The organism is Duganella fentianensis (assembly GCF_964031615.1).
In the GTDB taxonomy this organism is placed as follows: domain Bacteria; phylum Pseudomonadota; class Gammaproteobacteria; order Burkholderiales; family Burkholderiaceae_D; genus Rugamonas; species Rugamonas fentianensis_A.
The window spans coordinates 66292-93245 of record NZ_CAXIQN010000008.1; the positions used below are offsets into that span (position 1 = coordinate 66292).

Annotated in this window: 23 protein-coding genes and 1 tRNA gene; 12 read left to right on the forward strand and 12 right to left on the reverse strand. The window is 61.0% G+C overall.

Features of this window, described 5'->3' with window-relative positions; all coding sequences use genetic code 11:
• Positions 1-3: 3 nt before the first annotated feature.
• Positions 4-1320: an alpha-amylase family glycosyl hydrolase gene (locus ABNT42_RS04885; protein WP_348694781.1), complete on the forward strand. Its 1317-nt coding sequence runs from the start codon at positions 4-6 to the stop codon at positions 1318-1320.
• A 49-nt stretch (positions 1321-1369) separates the two neighbouring features.
• Here ABNT42_RS04885 and ABNT42_RS04890 read toward each other — a convergent pair whose 3' ends face one another.
• Complete coding sequence (locus ABNT42_RS04890; RefSeq protein WP_348694784.1) at positions 1370-2770, reverse strand: M20/M25/M40 family metallo-hydrolase; 1401 nt, start codon at positions 2768-2770, stop codon at positions 1370-1372.
• 121 nt (positions 2771-2891) lie between these two features.
• On the opposite strand from ABNT42_RS04890, the gene ABNT42_RS04895 reads away from it, so the two are divergent.
• The 4 genes from ABNT42_RS04895 to ABNT42_RS04910 all read left to right on the forward strand — a co-directional run bounded on the left by ABNT42_RS04895 (position 2892) and on the right by ABNT42_RS04910 (position 4856).
• A tRNA-Phe gene (locus tag ABNT42_RS04895) sits at positions 2892-2967 on the forward strand.
• A 206-nt stretch (positions 2968-3173) separates the two neighbouring features.
• Complete coding sequence (locus tag ABNT42_RS04900) at positions 3174-3698, forward strand: PAAR domain-containing protein (RefSeq protein ID WP_348694786.1); 525 nt, start codon at positions 3174-3176, stop codon at positions 3696-3698.
• A gap of 7 nt (positions 3699-3705) precedes the next feature.
• Complete coding sequence (locus ABNT42_RS04905; protein ID WP_348694789.1) at positions 3706-4308, forward strand: paar repeat-containing protein; 603 nt, start codon at positions 3706-3708, stop codon at positions 4306-4308.
• Positions 4305-4856 (forward strand): hypothetical protein, encoded by a 552-nt coding sequence (locus ABNT42_RS04910; RefSeq protein ID WP_348694791.1) that lies wholly within the window; start codon positions 4305-4307, stop codon positions 4854-4856. Before ABNT42_RS04905 ends, ABNT42_RS04910 begins: the two co-directional genes overlap by 4 nt.
• A gap of 66 nt (positions 4857-4922) precedes the next feature.
• Here ABNT42_RS04910 and ABNT42_RS04915 read toward each other — a convergent pair whose 3' ends face one another.
• From ABNT42_RS04915 to ABNT42_RS04935, 5 genes are read right to left on the reverse strand one after another with little or no spacing between them, the layout of a single operon-like run.
• Positions 4923-5948, reverse strand: a complete 1026-nt coding sequence (locus ABNT42_RS04915) for an arginine N-succinyltransferase (RefSeq protein WP_348694794.1) — start codon at positions 5946-5948, stop codon at positions 4923-4925.
• Positions 5945-6955, reverse strand: coding sequence for a helix-turn-helix domain-containing protein (locus ABNT42_RS04920; RefSeq protein ID WP_348694797.1), 1011 nt, complete (start codon positions 6953-6955; stop codon positions 5945-5947). The genes ABNT42_RS04915 and ABNT42_RS04920 overlap by 4 nt, the downstream gene beginning before the upstream one ends.
• A 28-nt stretch (positions 6956-6983) precedes the next feature.
• Positions 6984-8114, reverse strand: coding sequence for a succinylglutamate desuccinylase/aspartoacylase family protein (locus ABNT42_RS04925; RefSeq protein WP_348694799.1), 1131 nt, complete (start codon positions 8112-8114; stop codon positions 6984-6986).
• 7 nt (positions 8115-8121) lie between these two features.
• Positions 8122-9465, reverse strand: coding sequence for an amidohydrolase (locus tag ABNT42_RS04930; RefSeq protein WP_348694802.1), 1344 nt, complete (start codon positions 9463-9465; stop codon positions 8122-8124).
• Positions 9462-10754 carry a cyanophycinase gene (locus tag ABNT42_RS04935; protein WP_348694805.1) on the reverse strand — a complete coding sequence of 431 codons (1293 nt, stop codon included), beginning with the start codon at positions 10752-10754 and terminating at the stop codon, positions 9462-9464. The genes ABNT42_RS04930 and ABNT42_RS04935 overlap by 4 nt, the downstream gene beginning before the upstream one ends.
• Before the next feature lie 308 nt (positions 10755-11062).
• On the opposite strand from ABNT42_RS04935, the gene ABNT42_RS04940 reads away from it, so the two are divergent.
• The 3 genes from ABNT42_RS04940 to menC all read left to right on the forward strand — a co-directional run bounded on the left by ABNT42_RS04940 (position 11063) and on the right by menC (position 16526).
• On the forward strand, positions 11063-13816 hold the full coding sequence (locus tag ABNT42_RS04940) for a TonB-dependent receptor (RefSeq protein WP_348694807.1): 2754 nt from the start codon (positions 11063-11065) through the stop codon (positions 13814-13816).
• A gap of 106 nt (positions 13817-13922) precedes the next feature.
• Complete coding sequence (locus ABNT42_RS04945) at positions 13923-15353, forward strand: hypothetical protein (RefSeq protein WP_348694810.1); 1431 nt, start codon at positions 13923-13925, stop codon at positions 15351-15353.
• Between the two features lie 12 nt (positions 15354-15365).
• Positions 15366-16526 carry an o-succinylbenzoate synthase gene (gene menC, locus ABNT42_RS04950; protein ID WP_348694813.1) on the forward strand — a complete coding sequence of 387 codons (1161 nt, stop codon included), beginning with the start codon at positions 15366-15368 and terminating at the stop codon, positions 16524-16526.
• A 33-nt stretch (positions 16527-16559) separates the two neighbouring features.
• On the opposite strand, the gene ABNT42_RS04955 is transcribed toward menC, so the two are convergent.
• Positions 16560-19397: a pitrilysin family protein gene (locus ABNT42_RS04955; protein WP_348694816.1), complete on the reverse strand. Its 2838-nt coding sequence runs from the start codon at positions 19395-19397 to the stop codon at positions 16560-16562.
• A 181-nt stretch (positions 19398-19578) separates the two neighbouring features.
• On the opposite strand from ABNT42_RS04955, the gene ABNT42_RS04960 reads away from it, so the two are divergent.
• From ABNT42_RS04960 to ABNT42_RS04975, 4 genes are all read left to right on the forward strand, one after another.
• A complete protein-coding gene (locus ABNT42_RS04960) occupies positions 19579-20214 on the forward strand; it encodes a hypothetical protein (RefSeq protein WP_348694818.1) in 636 nt (211 codons plus the stop codon).
• Between the two features lie 41 nt (positions 20215-20255).
• Positions 20256-20642, forward strand: a complete 387-nt coding sequence (locus tag ABNT42_RS04965) for a MerR family transcriptional regulator (RefSeq protein WP_348694821.1) — start codon at positions 20256-20258, stop codon at positions 20640-20642.
• Between the two features lie 163 nt (positions 20643-20805).
• The gene (locus tag ABNT42_RS04970; protein WP_348695243.1) at positions 20806-21084 is read left to right on the forward strand and encodes a type II toxin-antitoxin system RelE/ParE family toxin; all 279 of its coding nucleotides are present in this window, start codon (positions 20806-20808) and stop codon (positions 21082-21084) included.
• 23 nt (positions 21085-21107) lie between these two features.
• Positions 21108-21374 carry a HigA family addiction module antitoxin gene (locus tag ABNT42_RS04975; protein WP_348695246.1) on the forward strand — a complete coding sequence of 89 codons (267 nt, stop codon included), beginning with the start codon at positions 21108-21110 and terminating at the stop codon, positions 21372-21374.
• A 33-nt stretch (positions 21375-21407) separates the two neighbouring features.
• Here ABNT42_RS04975 and ABNT42_RS04980 read toward each other — a convergent pair whose 3' ends face one another.
• The 5 genes from ABNT42_RS04980 to ABNT42_RS05000 form a co-directional block, all read right to left on the reverse strand.
• Positions 21408-21881, reverse strand: coding sequence for a heme-binding protein (locus ABNT42_RS04980; protein WP_348694824.1), 474 nt, complete (start codon positions 21879-21881; stop codon positions 21408-21410).
• 124 nt (positions 21882-22005) lie between these two features.
• The gene (locus tag ABNT42_RS04985; RefSeq protein WP_348694826.1) at positions 22006-23889 is read right to left on the reverse strand and encodes a hypothetical protein; all 1884 of its coding nucleotides are present in this window, start codon (positions 23887-23889) and stop codon (positions 22006-22008) included.
• A 3-nt stretch (positions 23890-23892) separates the two neighbouring features.
• Positions 23893-24294: a GtrA family protein gene (locus ABNT42_RS04990; RefSeq protein WP_348694829.1), complete on the reverse strand. Its 402-nt coding sequence runs from the start codon at positions 24292-24294 to the stop codon at positions 23893-23895.
• Positions 24287-25237, reverse strand: a complete 951-nt coding sequence (locus ABNT42_RS04995; protein WP_348694832.1) for a glycosyltransferase family 2 protein — start codon at positions 25235-25237, stop codon at positions 24287-24289. Before ABNT42_RS04995 ends, ABNT42_RS04990 begins: the two co-directional genes overlap by 8 nt.
• A gap of 75 nt (positions 25238-25312) precedes the next feature.
• Positions 25313-26932, reverse strand: coding sequence for a methyl-accepting chemotaxis protein (locus tag ABNT42_RS05000; protein ID WP_348694835.1), 1620 nt, complete (start codon positions 26930-26932; stop codon positions 25313-25315).
• Positions 26933-26954: the final 22 nt, after the last annotated feature.

Genomic DNA, 26954 nt, shown 5'->3' on the forward strand with positions numbered 1-26954 from the left:
CCCATGAAAAAGCTTGCTACCCTGCTGCCGCTGGCGGCCCTGCTACTTGGCCCCGTGCCGGCCATCAGTCATGCCGAAACCAGCACCGTCAAGCATCCGGCCTGGACCCGCAGCGCCAACATCTATCAGGTCAACGTGCGCCAGTTCAGCAAGGAAGGTACGCTGAATGCCGTGACGGCCCAGCTGCCGCGCCTGAAAGCCATGGGCGTGGACACCGTCTGGCTGATGCCGATACACCCACTGGGCGAAAAGAACCGCAAAGGCAGTCTGGGTAGCCACTACGCCGTGAAGGATTACCTGAGCGTGAACCCCGACTACGGCACGCTGGACGATCTGCGCAAGCTGGTCAAACAGGCGCACGCGCTGGGCATGCGCGTGATGCTGGACTGGGTGGCCAACCACACGGCATGGGATAACAAGTGGGCGACCGAACATCCGGACTGGTTCAAGAAGAACGACAAAGGTGAAATCTACTCCGTCACCTTCAAGAACGAAGCGGGCGAAATCGAAGAATGGACCGACGTGATCGGCCTCGATTTCAGCAACAAGGCACTTTGGAAGGGCATGACCGATGCCATGGCCTACTGGGTACGCGCGACTGACATCGACGGCTATCGCTGCGATGCGGCTGGTCTGATTCCTACCCCGTTCTGGAATCAGGTGCGCACGGAGCTGAACAAAATCAAGCCGATGTTCCTGCTGGCAGAGTGGGATCAGCCTGACCTGCACGAACATGCTTTCGATGCCACCTACGACTGGCCGCTCAGTAACATGATGATCAAGATCGGCAAAGGCGAAGCCAATGCTGCCGATCTGCGCAACATCCTTGCCAAGCCGCCCAAGACCTATGGCCGCGACGCCTACCGTCTGGAGTTCACCGCCAACCACGACGTCAACTCGTGGCAGGGTACCGACAAGGATCTGTATGGCCCCGCCTATGGCGCCATGGCCGTGCTGAGCTACACCCTGCCCGGCATCCCGATGATCTACAACGGTCAGGAATCGCGCCTTGAAAAGCGACTGGAATTCTTCGAGAAAGATCCGATCGAATGGAAGACCTATGAACTGGAAGGCTTCTATGCTGGCCTGAACCAGCTGCGCAAAGCCAATCCGGCGCTGTGGAGCGGTGCCGCTGGCGGCGCACTGCAAATGCTCGACGTGGGCAACGAACAGCTGTTTGCCTTCAAACGCGAACAGGGCAAAAACAGCGTGCGCGTAATCGTCAACCTGACCGGCACGCCGCAGAAGTACAAGCTGGCCGGTGATGAAGGTCCGGCCCAGCTCAAACCATGGCGCTGGCGTATTCTGGTCTCCGAATAAAAGGCAGGTACCATAAAAAACGGCTCGGTTTTCATCCCGAGCCGTTTTTTTATTCCGTCGCCAGTCGCTTGCCGAGGCGGTACAGGAACTCCTGCCCGTCGTACAGCGATTTCACACGGATATGTTCATTCAGACCGTGTGCGCCACTGCCTTCAGGGCCGGCAAACATGCCGCTCACGCCATAGGTCCAGATTCCGCCCGCATTCAGGAAGCGGCCATCCGTGCCGCCAGTGGACATGGTAGGAATCACCGGCACGCCGGGCCACATCTGGTTACTGGTTTCCTCGATCGCTTTCATCAGTTCCGGCGTCAGCGGCGGGATCGGTGCTCCCTGACCATCGCCGATGCGGGTAATGCGGATCTGCTCGTCGGCCACCACGCGCTTCAGCGTGGCTTCCACTTCGGCCACGGTTTCCTGCGGCAGGATGCGGCAATTCACATTGGCACGGGCGCGTTGCGGCTGGGCGTTATCGGCATGGCCGGCGTCCACCTTGGTGGCCACACAGGTAGTGCGCACCGTGGCGTTATGCGCGGGGCTCACCGCATACAGACGTTCGAGTGCAGCCATGTCAGGCGGGTCCTGCAGGATCGCCTTCATATCAGCCGCCACTTGCCCCTGCTCGATGGTGGACATGCGCTCATAGAAGGCGCGCGTTACTTCGGAAAGGCGGAACGGGAAATCGAACTTACCCAGACGGCTCAGGCCCTCCGACAGGCGGTAGATGGCATTATCGCGCCGTGGCACCGAACTGTGGCCACCGGGATTGGTCACCTCGAACTGGAACGACTGGTAAATTTTTTCACCGGCCTGTATGCCGTGACGCACCGGCTTCTCGTTCTTGTCGAGCAGGCCGCTGCCGCCTTCGTTGAGCGCGATTTCCGCATCAATCAGCTTGCGGTGATGCTTGAACAGATATTCCGCGCCATCGAATTCGGTCGGCACCATCTCTTCGTCGCAGGTCAGCGCCATGATGATGTCGCGCTTGGGCGCCAGCTTTTCTTTCTTGTAGCGCAGCATATTCGCCACGAAGGACGCCGCCATGGCCTTGTCGTCGGACGCGCCACGGGCATAGAACACGCCGTCTTCCTCGATCAGCTTGAACGGGTCACGTACCCAGTCCGCGCGGTTGGCTTCCACCACGTCGATGTGGGCCAGCAGCAGCAAGGGCTTGCGGCTACCGTCGCCTTTCAGGCGTGCGACCAGATTGCCCTTGGTCGGGCCGCCGGGTGGCACGATGATCTGCATTTCGCTATCTTTGAAACCGCCCTGCTTGAGCCGTTTGGCCATTTTCTGCGCCGCCACGGTGCACGAACCACTAGAGTTGGTGGTATTGGTCTCCACCAGTTCCTGATAGATCTCGCGCATCTGCGCCTGTACCGGCGACAGCGCCGCCCCGTGAGCCCAGCCTGCCGCTACGCACGCGACCAGCGCGCAGAGTGTCTTTTTCATTGCAACCCCATCAAGAAATAGCGAAAAGATCAAATTTAAACCCCGTAAATATTGCTGTCAATAAAATAGGCATAGGGGGCTTGCCAAACCCCGGGGGAGGTCTGCTATAATCTTGCTCCTTGGCCTGGTAGCTCAGTTGGTAGAGCAGAGGATTGAAAATCCTTGTGTCGGTGGTTCGATTCCGCCCCGGGCCACCAAGAATTAAACAAAAACGCCACCTTCGGGTGGCGTTTTTGTTTTCAACGCCCAAAGCTCTCATTCCCACTCCCCTTTTCGGCCAGCCCTAGCGCCCGACTCGCAACGATTTCGCCGCTATCCGCGTATCAACTGCGTTTGCACAAATCACGGTCTTACGGAATCCCCTATTTTCGAAGCTCCATTTTCCCCGTGGATAAAACCACTAATGAAGCGATACACCATTACGCTAGGAGCAACCACTACCGCAGGCGGGAAGGTGGTTTTCGCATCGAGCAATGGCAGCATTAACCGCGCCCCGATAGCTCTCGAAGGCGACCTAATTATCTGTCCCGCCTGCAAGTCCCAAGGAAAGATAAAGTGTGTTGGGCCTCGCATTCCGGAGCTATGGAATGGAAAGACGGTAGCTCTGGAAAACGACCTTTGCCTCTGCGGATGTCCATCGCCCCCACGGCTCGTGTCGAATCAAACACTCAGATACCAGAATCTCAGCGACTTCAGCGAAGATGAGGCCGCAGTATTTCCAGCCACATTGGCAAAGCCCGGCCCATATTCGACATTTGACGACAAATTTGTCCTATTCGATGAAGAAACCGATCAGCCCATACCGAACACTGAGTATGCGATTAGGCGGGAGAACGGAAACCTTGAGTACGGCGTAACGGACCAAAGAGGACAGACCCACCTGTTAGCTGCCACTGTCGCGACCGAGTCTGTTGACATTTACGCGTGAAGATCAAATGACTACAGCAATTACCTCCCCCTCTGGCCGTATCCTCCATCTTCGCGCGACCCGACAGACTACTCCTCGTGAAGATGACGACGCAAAACAGGTACGTATCAAGCGGCAAAAGGAACAGCGCTTGGCGGAAAACAGGGCACACCTAAAGAACACAAATATTCAAGCTTTTCTCAAAGCAATCGCCGACGCGGAAGGCGGCGGCTATGATTTCAAATATGGCGCAGTCAAGGGAAAGAAAAATGATCCTTGGCGTTTCACAGACTATTCAACACATCCAGGCCCAGAAAGAGATGGCGTCACAACAGCTTCTGGTATGTACCAAATCAACAAGACCACATGGCAGGATCATGGAGAACGTCGTATGGGTCTAAAGGACTTCACGCCGGAAACTCAAGACCTCATTGCGGTTTCGATGCTTAGCGGCCTCGGCATCACTGACAAAATAAAGGACGGCGACATTGCGGCCGGCGTTTCTCAGGCATCAAAACTTTGGGCAGCGCTCCCGGAAGGACCAGGAAAAGCCGGTCGCCATAACCAGCCCTACGTGGAGTTCACGCGCTTCGCAGCGACGTACAAAAATGCTGGCGGAACGACCAAATGAAGACTATTCCAATCGTAATCGCGATGCTAGTCGGCTTCCCCTCCATCGCTCTTGCCAATTCCACGGTGTTACAAGTCAGAGAATCGTTCGTTAAGGCTAGGGTTCGGCTCATCGCTGCGGGCTGGCACGCGGATCCCAACGCCCATTTAGCATCCGGCGAGTATATGGGCTTGGATCGCATACTGGTCCAGAATGGTTATCCGGAGATCGATTACTGCAGTGTTGACAAGTCTCTTTGTGTTTTGCAATACATCAAAGGTGACCAGTGCATACGAATCCACACCCAGGGCGAGGAAATCCGATCGATGAAAATCGAAATGTGGTCGAATGACTGTCGTGATCGCGGCGCAGATGAACAGGGCCAGAAACCGCCAGCGGATGTACGCTATCTCGCCCAATGGAAAAACGACTGCGAGAACTACGGGCAATGTCGAGGCATCAATGCCTACTTTCTTAAACTGAAGAAAAAGTATCGACGAGATCACGAAATAATGACGATTCTCAATGCCGAGAAGTTACCCGATCAGGCCGAATCAAAGATGAAATGACACCGGCGCAGGCAACAATGTCTCATCCTATTCACCATTGGCGAATACAGCTATAACAGCAAACACTTAGTCCATCCGCACTGCACAGGCAGCGGCACCATCCCGCAGGCCTAGGCGCGCGATAGCGCTATCCGCCAGTTGTAGACTCTCGTCGAGAAGCTCGCCGCGCGCCAGTGTGGCGCGGAAGCCGGCACGTTCCAGATTCGCCACCATACAGGCTTCACCCGTCGCACCGGCGGCACTGTGCAGCGCCACGTCCTGCGCCGACACCACGCTGCGCAACATGGCGACGCGCGCCTCTGCAATCGGTCCGCCATCGAAGATGTCGACGTAGGAATCCACATCGAAGCCCTCGGCCACCAGTATGCCGAACGGCAGCTCGCCATCGGGATGCAGCTGGCCCATGGCCCACTGGGCATCCTTGGTCAGCAGCGAGACGTACACAGGATTACGCGGCATTAGTTCGGCGATATAGCTCTTGGAACGGCCGCCCGTACGCTGCTCTGCTTCGGGGAAAGGCATCTTGAAGAAGCGGTGACCGAGTGCGTCCCACACCGGGCTGTTTCCCTCGTCGTCGCACAGACCGGGATTCTCCGCGCCGATGCGCTCGGCGAACAGATGTGGATAGTTACGGATGAACAGCAAACGCCCACGCGACAGCAGTTGCGGCGCCAGCGTATCGCTGTATTCCGGTTCGATGTAGAAGGAACTCAGCAGCGTGTGACCCGACAGATCTTCGCACAGCCGCAGCGTGTGCTCGCGGTTGGTGATGCCGAGTTCCTCGCTGCCATGCACGAGGAACTCGTTGCGATAGCAATAGAAGCGGCCATTCGACGCAGCGCTGGCGACGATGCCGCTAGTGCCGACCACCCGCCCCGCACGCAGATCTTCCAGCACGAAGTGATAGATCTCGTCGCCGTTCAGCGGTTCGCTGCCGGCAAAAGCCTTAAGCGAACGTTCCACCCGCGCTGCCAGCCGCGCACGGTCAGGCTTGAGCGTGCGGATACTGAAGGTCGCCGCACGGGAAAATTCTTCGATGACATCCAAATCATCCAGAGTGGCCGGACGCAGCAGGTAATCCATGTGGTTCATTCGATGTCCTCTCCCGCATTATCAGTCTCGACCAGCGGCATAGTATGACGCGCCCGTTCTTCCCGCGGAGTGTAACCAAAATAATTGCGGTAGGTGGTAGAAAAATGCGATCCCGAAGTAAAGCCGCACACCAGCCCCACCTGCAGGATGGACAGCGTGGTCTGCTTCAGCTGGCGGCGCGCATGTTTGAGCCGCAGTTCGAGGTAGTAGCGCGATGGCAGCGTATCGAGATGCTGTCGGAACAGCCGTTCCAGCTGGCGGCGCGATACGCCCACCAGCTGGGCGATATCTTCTGCCGGTAGCGGTTCGGCCAGATTGGCGGCCATCAGTTCCAGCGCATCCTTGAGCCGCGCCGACCCTACTGCCGGTTGCGACGATGCTGGCACGGGCTGACGCTCGTCGCCACCGCGCATGCGTTCCAGTCCAAGCGCCACCGCCACTTCGGCCGCAAACATGCTGCCATGGCGCTTGCCCAGCCAGTGCAGCAGCATATCCGTCACGGCAGCACCGGCGCCAGCACTGATGCGGTTACGGTCGATCTCGAACAGCCCCGTCGAGAACTGCGTATCCGGATGATGTCTGGCCGCTTCGGCCTGTATCTGCCAGTCGACGGCAGCGCGATAGCCATCCAGCAGGCCGTGCTGAGCCAGCAGTTGCGCACCGGTGCCGCTGGCACCCACGGTCCACGCGATCTCCTGCCCGCAGCGCTGCAGCAGTTGCGCCAGCCGCTGGCTGGCCGCCGTACTCAGACGTTCATCGGGACGTTCGTCCGCCAGCAGCAATAGCAGCCCGCCCGCTTCGCCATGGAGTTGTTCGAGTGGTTCGGCTGCCAGCGTCAGACCACATTGGGTGCTGACCGTGTCGCCTTCCACGCTGAACTGGCGCAGGCGGTACAGCGCTTCGCCCTCCACCTCGTTGGCCAGCGCGAACACGGAGCGCACTGCGCCCAGCGTGAACAGCGAGCAGCCGGGTAGCAGTATCAGTGCAATCGAACAGGGTGTTCCCATACTGTTTATCCTAATACGCCCTGCCCTGTTAAGCCGACAGCAGCGGCCCGCTACGCAGCGCCACCTTGCCTGCTACTTTGCTCAGACGCGTGCCCGGTCCGACGTAACGGCGGTTTTCGCGGGCAAAGTAATAGCCGTCCACGGGCGCCAGCAACTGCTGCACGCTGCCGCTGACAGGATCGATCAGATCGATAATCGGTTCACCGGCACGCACGGTGCTACCCAGTTCGCGCAGATACACCACCAGCCCCGCTGCCGGCGCGGCCACCGGCATGCAGCCGGCCAGCGGCGTCGGTTCGCAGGCTGGTGGTACGGGCTGCGACAGCTCGCCCGCCAGCATGCCCTGTAGGCGCAAGTAGTCAAGGATAGCAGCGGCATCTTTGGCTGCCGTGGCATGGTCCACGTCGATGAAGCCGCGCAGTTCGATGGTGACGGCCACACAGGCTAGCGGTATCGGGAACTGTTCGCCCGCCAGCGCGGCGATATCCCACCAGATGCGCGAGCAGGCTTCGTCGAACGGATCATCGCCCGACTCGGTTTCCAGCAAGGCCACGTGGGCACCCAGCAGGCCGGCCAGCGGCGCTACCCGATCCCACAAAGGTGTGCCGGCGTACATGTGCAGCAGCGACTCGCAATCGCAATGCAGATCCAGCACCACGTCGGCATCGGCGGCCAGCCGCATCAGTGCCAAGCGCTGGGCAGCAAGTTCGTCGGCTGCCGCCAGATCGCGCTGGCTATCCGCCAGACTGGCACGGATGGCAGCGCGGATCAGCTGCTGGTTGGTCTGGGCATCCTGTCCCAGTTGTCCCTGCACGCGCTGCCACACATCCTGCGACAGATTGTGGAACATGCGGTTGAAGTTCTGTCCCGTGCGCAGATCGAAGCGCCCCTGACTGGTACCCAGCAGCGTCTGCGCCAGCCCGACGGGATTGGCGGCCGGCACCAGCACCACCTCGCCCAGCAGTTGTCCTTGCTGCTCCAACTGGGTCAGCGCCGTGCGCAGGTGGTGCGCTACCAGCATGCCGGGCAATTCGTCAGCATGCAGCGACGCCTGTATATAAGCCTTGGGGCCTTGTCCCTGCTGGCCAAAACGCAGATAGCTCAGGCTGCGGGTAGTGCCGGCAGCAGGGGATGGCAGCGCAATAGTGATCTGTTCCATGGGATTCTCAGTGTGCAGTCGGTTGTACAGTCAGATAGTCGGCAGCCAGACTGGCGAGCGCACGCACGCCCGTCAGCAAAGCCGCTTCGTCAGGATTGAAACGGGGCGAATGGTTGGCAGCCCACAGTGCAGGATCGCTGCCAGCCGGATTCACGCCGAGGAAGAACAGCATGGCCGGAACCTGCTGGCCATAATACGAAAAATCTTCCGAGGTGGTGCTGGGCGCGACATCGCTGAGCAGCTTGGCACCGGCCACGCGCTGCAAGCTAGGCAGCATCTGCGCCGTCAGTGCCGGATCATTCCATGTCACGGGATAGCCGGCATCGAAGCTCACCTGCGCCGTAGCACCGGCCGATGTAGCCAGATGCTCGGCCGTGCGCTTGATCTGCACCAGCAGTTGCTCGCGCACTGCCGGATCGAAGCTGCGGATGGTGCCGCTCATTTTCACTTCACCCGGTACGATGTTGGCGCGCTGGCCGCCGTGCAGCGTTCCCACCGTGATCACGGCCGGTGCCACCGTGAGATTGGTCTGGCGGCTGACGATGGTCTGCAGGCCCAGCACAATCTGCGCGGCCACCACCACCGGATCGACGCCATTCCACGGCAGGGCGCCATGGGTCTGGCGGCCCTGCACGGTGATTTCAAAGGTATCGCTGCTGGCCATCAGGCCGCGCGCACGGGTCGAGATGGTGCCGGTAGGCTGCGGCGTAATCCCCACATGCAGACCGAACATGGCCGACACCTTGGGGTTATCCAGCACACCCGCCCTGACCAGCCGCTCGGCCCCATTCGGCTCGTTCGCCACGCCTTCCTCGGCCGGCTGGAACACCAGTTTGATAGAACCCGACAGCTGACCGCGCATATCGGCCAGTACACGGGCAGCGCCCAGTAGCATGGCGACATGCATATCGTGGCCACAAGCGTGCATCAGGCCCACTTCCTTGCCACCGGTCTGCGCCTTGTCGCGCGAGGCGAATGGCAGGCCGGTTTCTTCCGTCACCGGCAGGCCGTCCATATCGGCGCGCAGCGCCACGACGGGACCGGGCCGTCCTGTTTCCAGCAGACCGATCACGCCCGTTTCAGCCAGCCCGCGCGTGACCTTATAGCCCATGCGCTGCAACTCGCCGGCCACCAGATCCGCCGTGCGGCGCTCATGAAAAGCCAGTTCTGGGTGGGCATGCAGATCGCGCCGCCAGCTCACCACTTGCGGCAGCACCTTGGCCGCACCGGCATCAAGTGCTGCATGCAGCGTCAGCGACTGGGCGGCAGTTGCAGGCAGCGCGGGTGCGGGTGCCTGCGCCAGCGCCTGAGCGCACAGCAGCAGCGCCGCTAGACTGAAGACTGATTTCATTTCCACGCCTGATAGAAGGGTACTTTGATGCGGATCGGCCGCACATCGAGCCGCGCATCGAAGATAGAGTACTCGTTATTGTCCAGCCCTGCACTATCCCAGCCATGGGTGTGTTCATCGCGCCGCAGGATAAACTCGAAGCCCAGCTCCGGCGCAGGATCAGCCACGGGCGCATCGGGCAGCTGTTCCAGATCGAAGGCGATGCCGCGGATATGGTCACGCGGGCCATCCACCAGCTGGGTCAGTGCGCGCAGTATGGTATTTTCGCCCAGCATATCGGTATAGGCCGGACGGATATTTTCCAGTTCCGATACGAAGCCCGGCTGGCGGAACTTGATCTCGCCGTGCGCCTGCTTGGCCGCCAGCACTTTGCCCTGCAGCTTGGCCAGATCGTAACGGTCGCCATTATCCAGATAGGAAATCCGCACATTCTTCACATGCACCGGCCCCGGTTCGCGCTTGGCCTGACGCAGATCCACCAGCAGCGCGCCGCTAGAACCGACGATCTCGATTTCGCTACCGTGGATGATGGCAGCCGTATCTTCATCCACCCCCAGCCCGACCTTGTAACCCTTGGCCAGCATCAGCGCCAGCATGCGCCCTACCCGCCCGCGTTTGAGGAAGTGCTGGTCGATGAACAGCTGGTCACCGACAAAGCCCAGCCCCCGTTCGATCTCTTTACCATCGCGCATCACCCCCTTCATCACCTGCACAGGATTGAGCGCATCGCGGAACATCACGCTACTCATGATGGCCGCACCGGCACTGCTACCGGCGATCACGCCGCCGCGCGCCTGCAGCTCGCGCACGGCCTGCAGCACGGGCGAAGCCACGCCGCCCGGATTGAGCACATCGGCCGTGCGTTCCTGCGCCCCCCCCGTGAAGAACACCGCCGTGGCATTGCGGATCTTCTCGATATTGGCCGGATCGGCTGCAGCACGACGGGCCGATTCCAGCGTCTCGCCTTTCCACATGGGCGAAATCTTCAGCAGCTCCGCCTGCGCACCACGACGACGCAATTGCTCCACGGCATTATTCCCTGAACGTTCAGGCAGCGAGGAAGAGGTAGGAATCACCACGAAACGCGCCGCTGTCCCACCGGCCAGTTGTACCAGCCGCTGGCGCACGGCTTCATTATCGTCACGCACGGCGCCGCCCATGGGGATTACGGTGCCTACCACGGGCTGGAAAGCCAGCGCCTCGGGCGTCTCGGCAGCCTGCGCAGAACCGGCCAGCAATTGCGCCGTCAGTTGGGCTGCACATAGCAGCAGTAGCGACACAGATTTCACAGCGACAGCCTTTCACAACAATGGAATTGGCGCCTATGTTGCCACCGATCCTGTAGCGATAGACCGCATCAAGCCGCCAATTGCGCACATTGGCAATTGCATGTCGCACTGTCGGAAGTCCGCAACAGATGATTGCTGACCACATTGCAACAATGCGACACGGCTTTTACACAGAGCGACTCGTGCAAGGTCCGATGCGCGCAAGCCGATCGGCTCTGCATACACTGAAACCGTTCCATAAGCACACCAACCAGGGCGGCGCAGGCATCTCGCTTGCGTATAAAAACCCACTTCAGAGGACTGATCGCATGAAAACACCTAGCAAGCACGAGGCGTCTGCATTCCGCCGCTCCCGCTGTACCCATGCCGTACTGATCGCGCTGGGCATCATGAGCCTGAACGCGCAGGCGCAAACCATGCAACGCGTGGAAATCACCGGCTCCAGCATCAAGCGCATCGAAGGCGAAGCCGCGCTGCCGGTAGAAATCATCAAGCGCGAAGACATCGACAAGTCCGGCGTCACCACTGCGGCCGAACTGCTGCAGAAGATCTCCTCCAACGTAGGTGGCCTGACCGACGGCGCCAGCGTCTCCGACGTGATGGGTGGCCAGCGTGGCTTCAACGGCGCCAACCTGCGCGGTCTGGGTGTCTCCAGCACACTGGTATTGCTGAACGGCCGCCGCATGGCCAACTTTGCCAGCCCCGGCGACAACTCCGGTGTCGACCTGAATAACATTCCGGCCGGTGCCATCCAGCGCGTGGAAGTGCTCAAAGATGGTGCATCGGCGATCTACGGTACCGACGCCATGGGCGGCGTGATCAACTTCATCACCCGCAAAGACTATCAGGGCGGCGACATCAGCGCCTATGCACTGCGCACGGGCGAAGGCGGCGGCGGCAAGCAGTCGGCCTCGCTGTCTGGCGGCTACGGCAATCTGAGCACCGACCGCTTCAACATCTTCGGCGCACTCGATCTGCAGCAGACCGACCGTCTGGCCAGCTCGCAGCGTAAATTCATGCAGGAGTACAGCCTGCCGGACCGTCTGTCGCCACAGCTGTCCAGCACCACCTTCCCGGCCAACGTCGATCTGACGGCAGCCCAGCTGGCCCTGCTGAACAAATCCAGCTACCTGAAAGGCTCCGGCCCGGGCGGCACGTGGCTGCCTTCGCCTGGCCGTCGCGTCAACTTCGGCAAATCCTCCTGCGTCGACGGCAGCCCTAACGTGGTGCGTCCACTCGGACCGGGCGGCACCGAAGGCTGCTCGTTCAACTACATGGGCGATTCGGAAGTCTATCCGGAGTCGAAGAAGCAGAGCTTCATCGGCCGCGCCACCTTCCAGCTGGCCGAAGACCATCAACTGTTTGCCGAAGCGCTGGTCAGCGAAGCCAAAACCCAGTATGCCGCTTCGCCAGCCACTTCGGGCAGCATCACCGGTGCCACCTACGGCATCTATCTGCCGGCCGCGCTGCAGGCCCAGACCGGCATCACCACCCCAGTCAACTTCCGCTTCCGTCTGACCGATGCGGGCCGCCGCACCTCAGAGGTGACCAGCAAAGCTTCCCGCTTCGTCATCGGTGCCACCGGCAAAGTGGCAGGCTGGGAATACGACACGGCTTACAACCACAGCGAGAACAAGGCCACCGATCTAGATATCGACGGCTGGGTATCGCGCAGCAAACTGCTGGCCGGTATCGCCAGCGGCAAGTACAACCCGTTCGTGCCAGCCACCGACGACTCGGGCCGCAAGTTCATGGATTCGATCAAGATCAATGGCGCTGCCCGTATCTCCAAAGGCACTAGCGACAGCGTGGACGGCAAGCTGACCCACTCGCTGATGGCACTGGGCGGCGGCGATGCCATGATCGCGATCGGCGGCGAACTGCGGCGTGAAAAAACTTCCTTCACCTCGACCGAAGCGCTGCGCACCAACGACGTGCAGGGCGACCGCTCCAGCTCGGACGAGCTGCTGGCCGATTCCTCCAACTCGCGCGATATCGCCGGTTTCTACACCGAGATCAATGCGCCGTTCAGCAAAGAGTGGGAAGGCCAGTTCGCCGTCCGTCACGACCGCTACAAAGCCGTATATGACCCGATCACCAAACTGACCGCACCGGAACTCAAGACCACCAATCCTAAAGTGGCCGTCAGCTACCGTCCGAGCAAGGAAGTACTGGGCCGCGCTTCGTATGGTACGGGCTTCCGTGCTCCATCGATCGCGGAACTGTTCCTGCCAGTGCGTTCGGGTACCACCGCCAGCTTCGTGAAAGATCCGATTTCCGGCGAAATCGCCCAGTTCGATCTGGACCGCTACGGCAATCCGAACCTGAAACCGGAAAAATCCAAGCAGTTCTCGGCCGGTCTGGTACTGGAACCGAACAAGAACTGGAACGCCAGTCTGGATTACTGGATCATCCGCAAGACCGACATCATTTCGGAAATCGGCGAACAGACCGTATTCGACAATCCGGTCTACTACAACGATCCGAAGATCGTAGTACGGGATAGCGACGGTGCCGTGTCCTACCTGCAGTTCAAGAAAGAGAACCGCGGTAAGCTCAACACCTCCGGTCTGGACATCGGCCTGAACTGGCATGGCGACGCCACCTCCATGGGCCGCTTCAGCGCCAGCCTGAATGGTACGCTGATCACCGAGTACAAATTCCAGTCCGATCCTAACTCGCCGATGACCGATGGTCTGGGCGTGTTCCGCGACGATAAGGCCGTGCAGCGCTGGCGTCACAAGCTGAATATTGACTGGACTCAGGGTCCGATCAGTATGACGCTGGGTAACACCTTCTTCTCCAGCTATCGCGATCAGAACATTCCCGGTCTGGCCGATCCGGGCTGGAATGACCGTGACGTGAAAGCCTACTCGCTGTGGGATCTGACGGGCAGCTATGCGTTCAGCAAAAACCTCAAGCTGCGCGCCGGCGTGATCAACATGTTCGATACGGCGCCGCCGTTCACCAACCAGTCGCGCTACTTCGAGGTGACCTGGGACCCGACCTACGGCGATCCACGCGGCCGCTCGTTCTTCGCTAACCTGCAGTACAAGTTCTAAGTCCCCCTCCGGCGCCCTGTCCTGTCATGCAGCTGTATGCATGGCAGGCAGGGCGCCACCTTATTCTGCCTAGATTTCTAGCTAGACTTCCACCGAGACCCTTGCCATGAGCAGCCCCGCTAGCCGCTTCAAAGTTCCCAACACCCTGATCATTCTGCTGTTCATCGCCCTGTTCGTCGCGCTGCTGGTGCCATGGGTGCCGGCCGGCTATTTCGAAAAAGGCGTGGCCATCTCGCTCGATTCGTATCGCGTGGCCGAGCACAACATCCATATCGCGTGGTTCGCCAGCGGCAAAGAGGTCGGCCTGTTCAATGCGCCATTCGAAGGCATGACTTCGGGCAGTCGCACCGGTTCGGCCATCGGCGTGATCGCCTTCATTCTGCTGGTGGGCGGCGCGTTCGGCGTGATCAATGCCAGCGGTGCGGTCGACCGCGGCCTGCTGCGCCTGATCGCCATCACGGGCGACCACCCGCGCCTGCTGCTAGGCAGCCTGTTCGCGGCCTTCGCCGCCGGCGGCGCCGTGTTCGGCATGGGCGAAGAAACCATCGCCTTTCTGGCCCTGCTGCTGCCGCTGATCCGGCGCATGGGCTACCCGCCCGAAGTGGGCGTGATGATGACCTATGTGGCCAGCCAGATCGGCTTCGGCACTTCGTGGATGAATCCTTTCGGCGTGGCGCTGGCGCAGGGCATTGCCAATGTGCCGCTGCTGTCGGGGGCACCGCTGCGCATCGTCATGTTCCTCATCTTCGTCAGCACCGGCATCACCTTTACACTGTGGTACGCAGAACGTCACCGCAAACAGCAGCCACTGCCAGATGACGCCGACGCTAACGCAGGCCAGCCAGCCGCCACGGCCAGCGCCAGCATGACCATGGCCGACCGCCTGATCCTGGCCGGCATCGTTGCCACCATCATCTGGATCGTCTGGGGGGTGGTGGCAGCGGGCTACTTCATACCGGAAATCGCCACCCAGTTCGTCACCCTGTGCTGCTACACGGCGCTGATCGCCATCGTCGCCAAACGCCTGACAGCCGACGGCGCAGCCGAAGCCTTCATCAACGGTGCCCAGCAACTGATGCCCGCCGTGCTGGTGATCTCCATGGCCAAAGGCATCGAGTATCTGCTGGGCGGCTCCAATCCGCACGCACCGTCCGTACTTAACACCTTCCTGCACAGCATGGGCACCATGCTGGAGACGTGGCCGCCGATACTGGCTGCGCAGGGCATGCTGGCGGTACAGACGGCGTTCACCTTCGTAATCCACTCCGGCAGCGCTCAGGCGGCCATCAATATGCCACTGATGGCTGGCTTGTCCGATCTAGTGGGCGTCTCGCGCCAGACCGCCGTGCTGGCCTACCAGCTAGGCAACGCCATGGCCAATATGAGCGTGCCCACCGGCGCCATCCTGATGGCCACGCTGGGTGTGGCCGGCGTGCCTTGGACGCGCTGGTTCGGCATCATCTGGCGCTTCCAGCTACTGATCCTGCTGATGTCTATGGGGATGGTGGCTTTTGCCGTACTCTATGGTTATAACTGAATCCGGACGACTATGAATCCACATTATCTGCACTGCCCTGTTCCCGTTTCTCCTGCCGCACAGGCACGCGTGCCGGCGATCGACCGGATCGACCTGATCACGGTGCGCATCCCCTATCTGCGGCCCTTCTCCACCAGCGTGCATACGTGGGCAGCCAAAGAAGCGCTACTGCTGCGGCTGGAATCGGGCGGCGTGGTGGGCTGGGGCGAATGCGTGGCCGATCCCGACCCGTTCTACGCCAGCGAAACCACCCGGACGGTGCGGCATATCTTCAAAGATTTCCTGCTGCCCCTGCTGACGCCGGGCCAGACGCTGGCTGAATTGCTGGCTAGCTGGAGCCCGGTGCGCGGCCACGGCATGGCCAAAGCCATGCTGGAAAACGCCCTGCTCGACCTGATCGCCCGTCAACAGGGTGTGCCGCTGCACCGGTTGCTGGGACTGAGCCCGCGCCTGATCCAGTCCGGCGTGGCGCTGGGCATACAGCCGTCCATCGCGGCGCTGCTGGAAGCGGTCAGCGATGCGCTACGCCGGCCTTATCACCGAGTCAAACTGAAGATCATGCAGGGCAAGGATGTGGAGTGGGTAGCTGCCGTGCGCGCCGCCTATCCCGATATCGCCCTGATGGCCGATGCCAATGGCGACTACGGACTGGAACACGCGCCCATCCTGCGCCAGCTCGATGCCTTCAACCTGACCATGATAGAACAGCCGCTGTCCTATAGCGACATCGTGCAGCACGCCGCCCTGCAGCAGGAACTGCGCACGCCGCTCTGTCTGGACGAATCCATCCATGACCTCGACGATGCCCGCTCGGCGCTGGCGCTCGATGCAGCGCGCATCATCAACATCAAACAGGGACGGGTAGGCGGCATGATCGAATCGCTGCGCATCGCTGCGCTGTGCGAACAGGCCGGTGTGGGCGTGTGGTCGGGCGGGATGGATGAAACGGGCATAGGCCGCGCCTTCAATATCCAGCTGCAGGCTGCCACGGGCTTTACGCTGGCGGGTGACACAGCGGAAACAGCCAGCTACTTCAAGGAAGACATCGTCGACCAGCCAGTGGTGCTGGCCGACGATGGCTATATCGCCATGCCGACGGGGCCGGGCATAGGCGTCAACGTGCTGGAAGAACGGGTGACGCGCTACACCCTGCACCGCGAGCGCATCCGCTAGGCGGCGCGCTGCGGTAGCGGGTGCGGCTACCGCTTAGGGCTTGCTGGCCGGTGCTGCAGCAGCCGGTGCGGCGGCAGCAGCTTTGGCGAAGTCGCCCGCCTTGACCACCGAAATGGCTTCCGGTTTCAGATGGGCACGCAGCGCTTCATTGACCTGTGCCAGCGTCAGCCCGCTTACCTTGGCTTCCAGATTCTTCTCGAAGGCCATGGTACGGTCAAAGCTCAGATAGTTCGACAGGCGGTTCGCCAGCCCGTTATCGCTGGTGCGGCTGACCTGCTGCGATTGCAGCCATGCCTTCTTGGCGTCGACCAGTTCAGCCTCGGTAAAGCCTTCCTTGAGTACCTTGTCGATTTCTTCGCGCAGCGCCGCTTCCACCTTGGCGGTGTTCTGCGGCGCGCTGATCGCAAAGGCCAGCCACAAACCGGCAGGATCGCGCGAAGGCACGGACAACTGCGAACCGATACCGTAGGACAGGCCTTCCTTCTGGCGGATACGGTCGGCCAGACGGCTGCGCAAAGCCCCGCCACCGAGCATGTAGTTACCCATCAGCAGAGCGGGATAAACGGCTGCATCATCCTTCAGCGGCACCGGCTGGATCGCCAGCAGCACCGAGTTGGCTTTGTCCGGCGTCTCCAGTGTCAGCTGCTGGCCAGCCACCGGCTTCATTTGCGCCGGAACGCGCACATAGGCCTGCTCGGCTTTCCAGCCACCGAACAACTTGGCAACCTGTGCCTTCACTGCGGCCACATCGAAGTCGCCCACCACCGACATACTGCCGGAACCAGCACCGTAGTACGCCTTGTGGAATGCCTTGACCTGCTCCAGCGTCACGGCTTTTTGATCCGCCAGTTGTTCCGGCAGCGTTCTCACATAGCGCACATGGCCCTCCGGGAAGGGGTTGGTCAGACGGCGCATCGCCACGCTGGCCAGCGGCTGCGGTTCCGTCAGTTGCTGCTCAGTCTCGGAAATGGCTTCGCGCTGGCGTTCGGAAAAATCCTTCTCGCTGAGAGCCGGATGCATCAGCGATTCCCCCAGCAGATCCAGCGCTGCCGCCAGATTCTCGCGCGTCGTGGTGACGCTGGCCGTGATGCCTTCCGCGCCGCCGGAGATATTCACATTGGCTTTGAGCTTATCGAAGCTATCCTTGACTTCCTGCCGCGACAGACGGGCGGTGCCGTCTATCAGCAGCGCTGCCGTCATTTCACCGATGGCAGCTTTACCTTGCAGGCTATCGGCAGTACCCATGCGCAGATGCACGGTGGCGCTGACAGTATTACCCTTGGTGCTCTTGGACAGCAGCGCCAGCTTCATGCCATTGGCCAGCGCGGAACGCTGCACACGCTGCTCGATATTGTCCGGACTAGGGTCGAACACTTCGCCTTGCGCGATCACGGCGCGGCCCTTGTAGTCCTTGACCAGTGCCGCGATATCCGGCATCTTCGGCACTTCCGTGCGGTCAGCGCTATCGGTCGGAATAAAACGCGCCAGCGTGCGGTTGGAGGACTTCAGATACTTGACGGCGGCGGCCTGCACGGCAGCAGCGTCGATGGCTTCCACCTGATCGCGACGCTGGTGGAACAGACGCCAGTCACCGGCTGCCTGCGCCGTCGTCAGGGCGATAGTGAAGCGTGCCGTGTCATTGACGATCTGGTCGATTTCCTTGGCGATAGCCACTTTAGCGCGCGCCACCTCGGCGTCCGTAATCGGATTTGCCTTGATGTCTTCCAGCGTCTTCAGCATGGTTTCTTCCACCGCTGCCAGCGACACTTCTTTCGGCACAACGGCGCCAAACAGGTGGTAGCCAGGTTCCATCTGGTTGAGATCCATCTGGAGCACATTCGAGGCCAGCTTGCTATCGACCAGCGCCTTGTGCAGACGACCGCTAGGAGCATCGGTCAGTATCTTGCCCAGCACCTGCAGCGCGGCCGCATCAACGTGGCTGGCCGGTGCTACGTGGTAGCCGGTTGCCAGCAACTGGGTACCGCCGCTGCGGCGAATGTTGACGGAACGTTCGCCATCCTGCGTCGGCTCGCTGGTGTAGGTAGGTGTCAGTACGCGGCTAGGCTTGGCGATCTTGCCGAATAATTGGTTAATCTGGGACAGTACCTTGCCTTCATCGAAGCGGCCCGCCACCATCAGAATCGCATTGTCAGGCTGGTAGTAGCGCTGGTAAAAAGCGCGCAGGCGATCGACGCTCACGCCTTCGATATCGGAGCGCGCACCGATGGTGGACTTGCCGTAATTGTGCCAATCGAACGCTACCGCCATGGTGCGCTCCAGCGTGACGTCGAGCGGATCGCTCTCGCCCTGCTCGAACTCATTGCGCACCACCGTCATCTCGCCCTTCTGGGACTTGTTATTCCACAGGTCGTCCTGACTGATAGGCGAATTCACCATGCGATCGGCTTCCAGTGCCAGCATCTGCTTCAGATTGTCGTCATTGGCAGGGAAAGTGGCGAAGTAGTTGGTGCGGTCATACCACGTGGTGCCGTTGAAACGCCCACCGATCTGGTTCAGCACTTCTACCGGCGTTTTAGTACCTTTCTTGATGCCGAAGTTGGCGGTCGGCTTGAACAGCAGGTGCTCCAGCAAGTGGGCCATGCCCGTCTCGCCATAGTTCTCGTGGCGCGAACCCACCATGTAGACGATGTTGGTGGTCAGGGTAGGCTTGCTGGCGTCAGGGAACAGCAGCACGCGCAGGCCATTGGCCAGACGGTATTCGGTGATGCCTTCAACAGAAGTGACTTTCACGGGTGCGGCTTTGGTCGCAGCAACGGCAGTAGCAGCGGCAGCGACCGGTGCAGCCGTGGTGGCGGCAAACGCGGGCGACAGTATGCCGGCGCTGAGCATGATGGCAGTAATTAGCTTCACTCTTGATAGCCCCTATAAGAAAGTTAAGGTTAATGATTATATAACTGCAAATCGTACCCTAATGAAAATTCTTTCATGCTGCGGGAGCGCAACAAGAGCGCTTGACTGTGACACTAGTGTGAGGCTTTACGCTGCTCGCGCAGTCAGGTCATTCCGGCCTGATAATCATCGGGAGTTCTCCATGCATCAAGCTCGTCTCAACCCACCGCAGTCTGACCTCGCATTAGCAAGCCATCGCAAGCAGACCAGCGCCAGCAAGGCCAACTGGCCTGCGCTGCTGCTGGCCAGCTGGCTTACCCTGTTATCGGATCTGGCGCACGCCGACACTAGCCGTGCCACCCAGCCAGCCTGCGGCAGCGCTCCGGCAGATCCCGCTGCCGCGCAGCCGGAAACGCTGGTCCGCACCCTGTACGACATCGTTTCCGGCCCGGCTCATCAGCCGCACGACTGGGCCCGGCTGGAACGTCTGCATGCGCCCGGCGCCCTGATCACGCCGACCCAGCACCAGCCGCAGAACTTCTCGGCAGCACCACAGACACTGACGCAATTTATCGCGCTCAATCAGCGTCTGTTTGCCGCACAGGGTTTCTATGAACAGGAAATTGCCCAGCAAGTGCAGCGTTTCGGCCATATCGCCCATGTGTGGAGTGCCTACGAGACCCGTCGTACCGCGCATGGTCCGGTGGCAGCACGCGGCATCAACAGTTTCCAGCTACTACATGACGGCCAGCGCTGGTGCGTGCTGTCGGCAACGTGGGATAGTGCGACCGCCGAGCATCCCGTCATAGAAGCCCGTCCGCTGGAATCGTTAAAATAGCGGGACCATAGCCACTAACTGATACCCAAGGAACCCCGCCTATGCTGATAGGAGAACTGGCCGAACGTAGCCAATGCAGCGTGCGCCTGATACGCCATTACGAACATAACGGCCTGCTGGTATCGCGCCGCGGCGCCAATGGCTACCGCCAGTTCGACGACAGCGCAGTCGAACACGTGGCCCGCATTCGCGTACTGCTGCGCAATGGCTTCAATCTGGAAGAAATCCGTCCCGTCGCATCGATGCTCGATGCCGGCCTGCGCGCCCGCAAGCTGATCTGCGGCGATGTGATCCGGCTCTATGAAGGCAAGCTCGCAGAACTCGACCAGCGCATCGCTGAACTGGCAGAAGTGCGCGACCGCGCTCGCCTACGATTGGACGAACTGGTCGAACAACGCCGTCAAGGCGGGCCGGAGGAACCCGCTTAATTGGACGCAGTTCAAGTAATAGAGTCGCTTGCATCAACACAAGCTCAGATTTGCCTCAACGCAAAACCTGAGCTACTACGTCAGGGAGAATCTGCTGCAATGCAAGCCCACACATACGCCTAAATTCAGTCGGCACACAATAAGGCGATACCCTATACTGACCATGATCAGAAGTTTTCGCCACCAAGGTCTGAGACGCTTTTTCTTTCAGGGTAGTCGGGCAGGCATACAGCCGTCACATGCTTCCAAGCTGCGCTTGCAACTTGCAGCGCTCGATCAGGCTCGAGGACCAGAAGACCTTTCTGCACCTGCATGGAAGTTGCATCCGCTAAAGGGAAAATATGCTGGTCACTGGGCGTTGACCGTCAGCGGTCACTGGCGGCTAGTCTTCCGTTTCCAAGGCACGGATGTTGAGCTCGTGGACTACCTCGATTATCACTGATAGAAACCAGACTTATGAAGCGCATGCACAATCCGCCCCATCCCGGTCAGGTGCTTAGGGAGTATCTGGGAAATATGTCGCTCATCGAGGCAGCTCTTAAGCTAGGCCTAGAGCAACAGACCTTACAGCGTCTAATTGATGGCCAGTCAGATGTCTCGCCAGAAATCGCTGCCCGCCTCGCTGCAGGGTTAGGCACCCACGTACAATTCTGGAGCGGCCTGCAACAGCAATACAATCGACCTGCGACCGATCCAGCGACGCATCCACACAATCAGCACAAGGCGGGCTAAGCAATACGCTACCACTCTGAATACTTGCAAGCCTTAGCGGCTAGCTTCGATACCGGCGCGGGCGATCTGTCCGTCCTGTGCGCTGGCGCCGCCGGAAACGCCGATGGCCCCCACCAGCTTGCCGTTCAGCAGTATCGGCTCACCACCTTCTATCATCAGCAGATCGGGCAGACTGAGTAGCGCATTGCGGCCGCCGGCAATGCCGTCTTCCAGCGCCTTGCTAGGGCGGCGCATCATCGCTGCCGTGCGGGCTTTCTGAAAGGCGAAGTTGGGGCTGGCCGTCATGGTGTCATCCAGCACTTCCAGATACACGGGCGTGCCATGGGTATCGACCACCGCCACCGCCACGTTGAGCTTGAGTTTGCGCGCCTCCGCGATGGCACCGGCGGCCGCTTTCTTGGCCTGCTCCAGCGCTATCGGCGCGCCATAACTGGGCTGCTGGGCGGCAACGGGCAAGCTGAACAGCAACGCAGAAATCAGGGCTAGGCAAGGGCGAAGCGAGAACATCTCACACCTCCAGAACAGGATGGGGTAGAAAGAAGAACTGCCAAATTGGCATCTTTTGCCAGCCAGACTATAGCGTGCTTTCAGATGCCATGCGAGAAAAATAGGCGCTGCGATCCACCCACGATCAAGGCAGGCGCTGCACCGGACACAGGCGATAGGGGTGGGCTTCCGTTCCCACATAGGCCGGATAGGTACGGCAGCCGGCCGGCTGCAAGGCCAGTCCGTAGTGCGCCAGATGCCCCTGCACCTCAGACTGCAATGCCGCATCTTCCGCTGCCAGATCAGTGCGGTACTGGGCTTGCAGCACCAGCGTGCAGGCCTGCCCCGTCGCGGCGGCATCCAGCGCCGTTAGCGCCTGCACCTCGACCTGAAAACGTACTTTACGCAGCCAGCCATCCAGCCGCGCGCAGTCAGCCGCACTGGCCGTCAGGCCCAGTGCACGAGCCAGCGCCAGCTTGCGCTCGGCGCCACTTTGGCGGATATTCACGGCGGCCGGCAGCATCACGTAGTGCTGGCCTGTGCGGGCAGCTGCCTGCGCCTGCAGGCGCTGCAGATAGGCGGGCGATTCAGGAAAGCCGCTGCCGATCGCCATGAAAGCTACTTCCGGCTGGAAGAAACGGGTCAGCCATGCCATCGGCGTGCGCACCATATACACCACGCTGGCCTGCGGCTGGGCCAGTTGCGGCGCTTCGGCGCGGAAGGCCTCGGCTGTCCAGCCGCTATGCCCCCACGTGACGAACGGCAGCGTGTAGAGTGCGCAGATCGCCAGCGCCCAGCCAGCCACGCGCTGCGCACGTGCTGCCGCCATCAGGACGTGGCACAGCAACCAGACCAGCAGCGGCGCCAGTAGTTCGAGCGGCACCAGATAGCGGTAGATGCTGAACAGCTTGAGCCAGATGACATACGCCAGCAGCATAAATACCAGCAGCACCCGCGCGGCAGGTGCCAGCGGCTGGCCTGCCAGTTCGGATGCCGCATGGTGCGCCGCCACCGCGCTAACACTAGCGACGCTACTGCTGTTGCTGCGATGGCGAGCGTAGCGCGACAGCAGGCACACGGCATACGCCACCAGCAGCACCATCAGCAGCGGCCAGATCAGCTGGCGCAGCGGCACTTCGGCGATACGTGCCATATCGCGCGTGAAGACAAAAGGCCACAACAGTGCTTCGCCCAGCGTACGCGGTAAATGATCCGTATCGAGCACGCCCAGCGGTGCCGCCAGCGGGCTGCGGAAGATGTCGTTAAACTGGGGGAACACGGGATTGCCATACAGCCGCCACATGGTGGCCCACCAGTAGCCCGCCGTAGCAGCCAGCCCAGCCAGCACACCGAGGCCGAACCACCACGCCTGCCCGATGCGGCGCCAGAACGCCTGCGGCCAGACCAGCAAGGCCAGACACAGTGCCACCGCATAGTTGATATTGGTGAGCTTCAGTCCCGCTGCTGCGCCCATCAGCAGACCCGCCAGCAACAGCATGCCCACACCGGCCGTGACGCCGTGGCGCAGCAGCAGCGCCAGTGCCGACAGCACCAGCAGCGCCGTCAGATTATCGCCCATGCTGTTGCCCAGCTCGGACAGGAAGCCCGCGCCCAGACAGCCGGCCAGCGCCAGCAGCAAGGCCACGCGCTGCCGCTGCGGCAGCAACTGGCGCGCGATCATCGAGAGGGGAATGAAGTTCAATCCATGCAGCCAGCCGAACACGAAACCGGCCAGCGGTGCCGGTGCATAGCGCGTCAGCAGGTAATACGGCAGATCGAGCAGCGGATTGAAATAGCTCTGGAAACCGGCTGGCGAAAAATCGATGTCCAGCCGGCCATTCAGCAACGCATACGGGTTGTACAGATGGTAGTTGCGCATATCCCAGCCATCATCCTGCCCCAGCAGCAGCGCTTGCAGGGCCAGCAGCAGCGGCACGATCAGCGCCGCATAGAAAGGTGCGCGCGGATGGTTAAGGCTAGCGCTGCGGCGCAGGAACCACGCTTCCAGCCGCGGGAACAGTGTCAGCACAGACTACTCCTGTTTATTCTGGGTGAAGACGAAATAGCGCGCGGCGATGAAATTCACCGACATGCCGGCCAGCGAGCCTACCGCTACGGCCAGCGCCGGCAGCCAGAAGTGCGGTGGCAGGCTATGCACGATCAGACTGGAGACGGCGTAGTTGACGGCACCACCGCCCAGCATTACGCTCAGATAGCGCCACCACTCCTGCCATGCACTACTACCACTGGCAGCGAAGGTATAGCGCCGGTTCAGGCGCCACGTCAGCCACACGGCAGACAGAAAGGACAGCACGCGCCCTGCATAGAAACCGCTACCGGCCAGCATGGCCAGATACAGCACCGCCACATCGACCGCGCAACCCAGCACGCCATTGAAGGCAAAGCGCAGCAGTTGCTGCAGACTGCTACGCATGGGACGGGGCCGGCGGTGCCAGCGCCACCGCCAGATAGGCAAAGCGCTTCTGCTCGATGCGCGCCTTGGTCACGGCATCGAGCACGATGCCGCACACCAGCAGCATCACGCCGAACAGCATGATGGCCGAGCACAGCACGGCAGTAGGCAGGCGCGGTACCAGCCCTGTGTGCAGATAAGTCAGCACCAGCGGCCACGCCAGTCCCAGCGACAGCAAGGCACAGGCGCTGGCTGCCAGCGTATAGAAGGCCAGCGGCTTCTCCGATTTGAACAGACGGGCAATGGTGCCGAGGATGCGCCAGCCGTCGCGGTAGGTATTGAGCTTGCTGACCGAGCCTTCCGGCCGGGCGCCATAACGGGTGGCGACTTCGGCCACCGGCATGCGCAGTTCCAGCGCGTGCACGGTCAGCTCCGTTTCGATCTCAAAGCCGGTGGAATGGGCCGCAAACGACTTCACATAGCGGCGCGAGAACACCCGGTAGCCGGACAGGATATCGGTAAAGCTGCGCCCGAACAGGGCCGTCACCACGCCTGTCAGCAGCGCATTGCCGAAGCGGTGGCCAAAGCGGTAGGCCGCCTGCTCCTCGCTGACGCGGCTGCCCACCAGCATATCCAGCCCTTCATCGAGCAGGCGCTGCACCAGTTGCGGCGCCACCTGCGCATCATAGGTATGATCGCCATCGACCATCACATAGGCATCGGCCTCGACGTCGGCAAACATGCGCCGCACCACACTGCCCTTGCCCTGCTCGGAGACGTGGCGCACCAGCGCACCGGCAGCACGGGCAATGGCCGCCGTATCATCGCGTGAATTGTTATCGAACACATATACCTGTGCCTGCGGCAGACTGGCACGGAAAGCCTGCACCGTGGCCGCAATAGTGGCCGCTTCGTTATAGCAGGGGATCAGCACCGCGATGCGGCGCACAGGCAAGGAAGTCATAGGGGAGTCGGGATGGAATCGGCCCCCATTATATTTCGATTAAGTGCGACGGCTCAACCACCGCCGCGCCGGCCGTCAGGCCGCTATCAGCATGCGGCCCGAGCGGGCTGGCGACTTAGGCTGGCTACGCGGCGCCAGCCGTTCGCTGGCAGCATCCAGACGGAAGGCCGCCACGGCAGCGGACAGGCGGTCGGCCTGTTCGTGCAGCGACTGCGAAGCGGCAGCAGCCTGCTCTACCAGCGCGGCATTCTGCTGGGTCAGTGCATCGAGGTCACCCACCGCATGGTTGATCTGGTCTATGCCGGCTTCCTGTTCGCGTCCGGCGCTACTGATTTCTTGCATATTCACGGCCACCTGCTGGATGCTGCGCACGATTTCCACCATGGTGCTACCGGCTTCACCCACCAGCGCGCTACCGGCATCCACTCGCTGCACCGATGCACTGATCAGCGCTTTGATATCCTTGGCGGCGTCGGCGCTACGGTGGGCCAGACTACGTACTTCCGTCGCCACCACAGCAAAGCCGCGCCCCTGCTCGCCCGCGCGGGCCGCTTCGACGGCCGCGTTCAGGGCCAGAATATTGGTCTGGAAGGCGATGCCATCGATCACACCGATGATATCGGCGATACGGGTCGAGGACGAGCGGATCTCGTCCATGGTGCTGACTACCTGCCCCACCAGCAGGCCGCCCCGCTCGGCCACGGCAGCGGCTTCATGCGCCAGCTGGCTGGACTGCAAAGCGTTTTCCGCATTGTGTTTGACAGTGGCCGTCAGCTCCTCCAGCGACGACGCAGTTTCTTCGATATTGGCCGCCTGATTTTCCGTGCGACGCGACAGATCCAGATTGCCGGCCGCGATTTCGCTCGATGCCACCGAAATGGCGCCGGCACCATCGCGCACTTCGCGCACCGTGCCGGCCAGCTTCTCCTGCATATCCTGCAGCCCGTGCAGCAGCTGGCTCATTTCATCCTGCCCTGCGACGTCGATGCGGGCCGACAGATCACCGGCCGCAATCTGGCGGAAGTGCTGCATCAGGCTTTGCACCGGCCCCAGAATGGAATGCAGCAGCGAGAGCGTACCCGCCACCATCATCAGCAGCACCAGCACGCCGATACCGCCCGTCAGCCATAGCTGGGTGCTGAAGTTCTTCTGGCTGGCGAGAAAATTCTGCTGACTACTACGCTCCTGGAAATCCGTCAGCGCGGTGGCACTCTCCTGCAGTTTGACAAACGCTCCAGCCATCACCTGCATCACCAGATAATCGGCCTTGTCCTTGTCGCCGGCCCGCAATGCATTCAGCAAGGGCTGCACTGCCTCGTTCAGGAAGGCCTGACGGCGCCGCGTCATTTCGGCAGCGAGTGCCTGTTCTTCCGCGTTGGCAGGCAGGGCCAGATACTCGGCCCACGCCGCATCGGACTGCTTCAGATAATCCTCGGCCCGCAGCAGCATCTTGGCAGCATCAGCCGCTTCAGGGTGCATGACGACACGATCCAGCGACAGGCGGGCACGCAACATTGTCATTTGCGACTTGTCGATGTTCAGCGCCGATGGCAATGCGTTGGTATTGACCTCGCGCAGATCACTATTGACTGAATGTAGCCCTGCTACCCCCATCCCCCCCAGCAACACGATCAGCAAGCCCAGCAACACCATGACGGCGATCAAGCGCTGGCGGATAGTAAACCGACTCAACATAACAACTCCCAATGTAGACATA

Bases quoted from the DNA above. Each gene is read 5' to 3' on its own strand.
- ABNT42_RS04885 (WP_348694781.1), top strand. From the start codon at position 4: ATGAAAAAGCTTGCTACCCTGCTGCCGCTGGCGGCCCTGCTACTTGGC.
- ABNT42_RS04890 (WP_348694784.1), bottom strand. From the start codon at position 2,770: ATGAAAAAGACACTCTGCGCGCTGGTCGCGTGCGTAGCGGCAGGCTGG.
- ABNT42_RS04900 (WP_348694786.1), top strand. From the start codon at position 3,174: ATGAAGCGATACACCATTACGCTAGGAGCAACCACTACCGCAGGCGGG.
- ABNT42_RS04905 (WP_348694789.1), top strand. From the start codon at position 3,706: ATGACTACAGCAATTACCTCCCCCTCTGGCCGTATCCTCCATCTTCGC.
- ABNT42_RS04910 (WP_348694791.1), top strand. From the start codon at position 4,305: ATGAAGACTATTCCAATCGTAATCGCGATGCTAGTCGGCTTCCCCTCC.
- ABNT42_RS04915 (WP_348694794.1), bottom strand. From the start codon at position 5,948: ATGAACCACATGGATTACCTGCTGCGTCCGGCCACTCTGGATGATTTG.
- ABNT42_RS04920 (WP_348694797.1), bottom strand. From the start codon at position 6,955: ATGGGAACACCCTGTTCGATTGCACTGATACTGCTACCCGGCTGCTCG.
- ABNT42_RS04925 (WP_348694799.1), bottom strand. From the start codon at position 8,114: ATGGAACAGATCACTATTGCGCTGCCATCCCCTGCTGCCGGCACTACC.
- ABNT42_RS04930 (WP_348694802.1), bottom strand. From the start codon at position 9,465: ATGAAATCAGTCTTCAGTCTAGCGGCGCTGCTGCTGTGCGCTCAGGCG.
- ABNT42_RS04940 (WP_348694807.1), top strand. From the start codon at position 11,063: ATGAAAACACCTAGCAAGCACGAGGCGTCTGCATTCCGCCGCTCCCGC.
- ABNT42_RS04945 (WP_348694810.1), top strand. From the start codon at position 13,923: ATGAGCAGCCCCGCTAGCCGCTTCAAAGTTCCCAACACCCTGATCATT.
- menC (WP_348694813.1), top strand. From the start codon at position 15,366: ATGAATCCACATTATCTGCACTGCCCTGTTCCCGTTTCTCCTGCCGCA.
- ABNT42_RS04960 (WP_348694818.1), top strand. From the start codon at position 19,579: ATGCATCAAGCTCGTCTCAACCCACCGCAGTCTGACCTCGCATTAGCA.
- ABNT42_RS04965 (WP_348694821.1), top strand. From the start codon at position 20,256: ATGCTGATAGGAGAACTGGCCGAACGTAGCCAATGCAGCGTGCGCCTG.
- ABNT42_RS04970 (WP_348695243.1), top strand. From the start codon at position 20,806: ATGATCAGAAGTTTTCGCCACCAAGGTCTGAGACGCTTTTTCTTTCAG.
- ABNT42_RS04975 (WP_348695246.1), top strand. From the start codon at position 21,108: ATGCACAATCCGCCCCATCCCGGTCAGGTGCTTAGGGAGTATCTGGGA.
- ABNT42_RS04980 (WP_348694824.1), bottom strand. From the start codon at position 21,881: ATGTTCTCGCTTCGCCCTTGCCTAGCCCTGATTTCTGCGTTGCTGTTC.
- ABNT42_RS04990 (WP_348694829.1), bottom strand. From the start codon at position 24,294: ATGCGTAGCAGTCTGCAGCAACTGCTGCGCTTTGCCTTCAATGGCGTG.
- ABNT42_RS04995 (WP_348694832.1), bottom strand. From the start codon at position 25,237: ATGACTTCCTTGCCTGTGCGCCGCATCGCGGTGCTGATCCCCTGCTAT.
- ABNT42_RS05000 (WP_348694835.1), bottom strand. From the start codon at position 26,932: ATGTTGAGTCGGTTTACTATCCGCCAGCGCTTGATCGCCGTCATGGTG.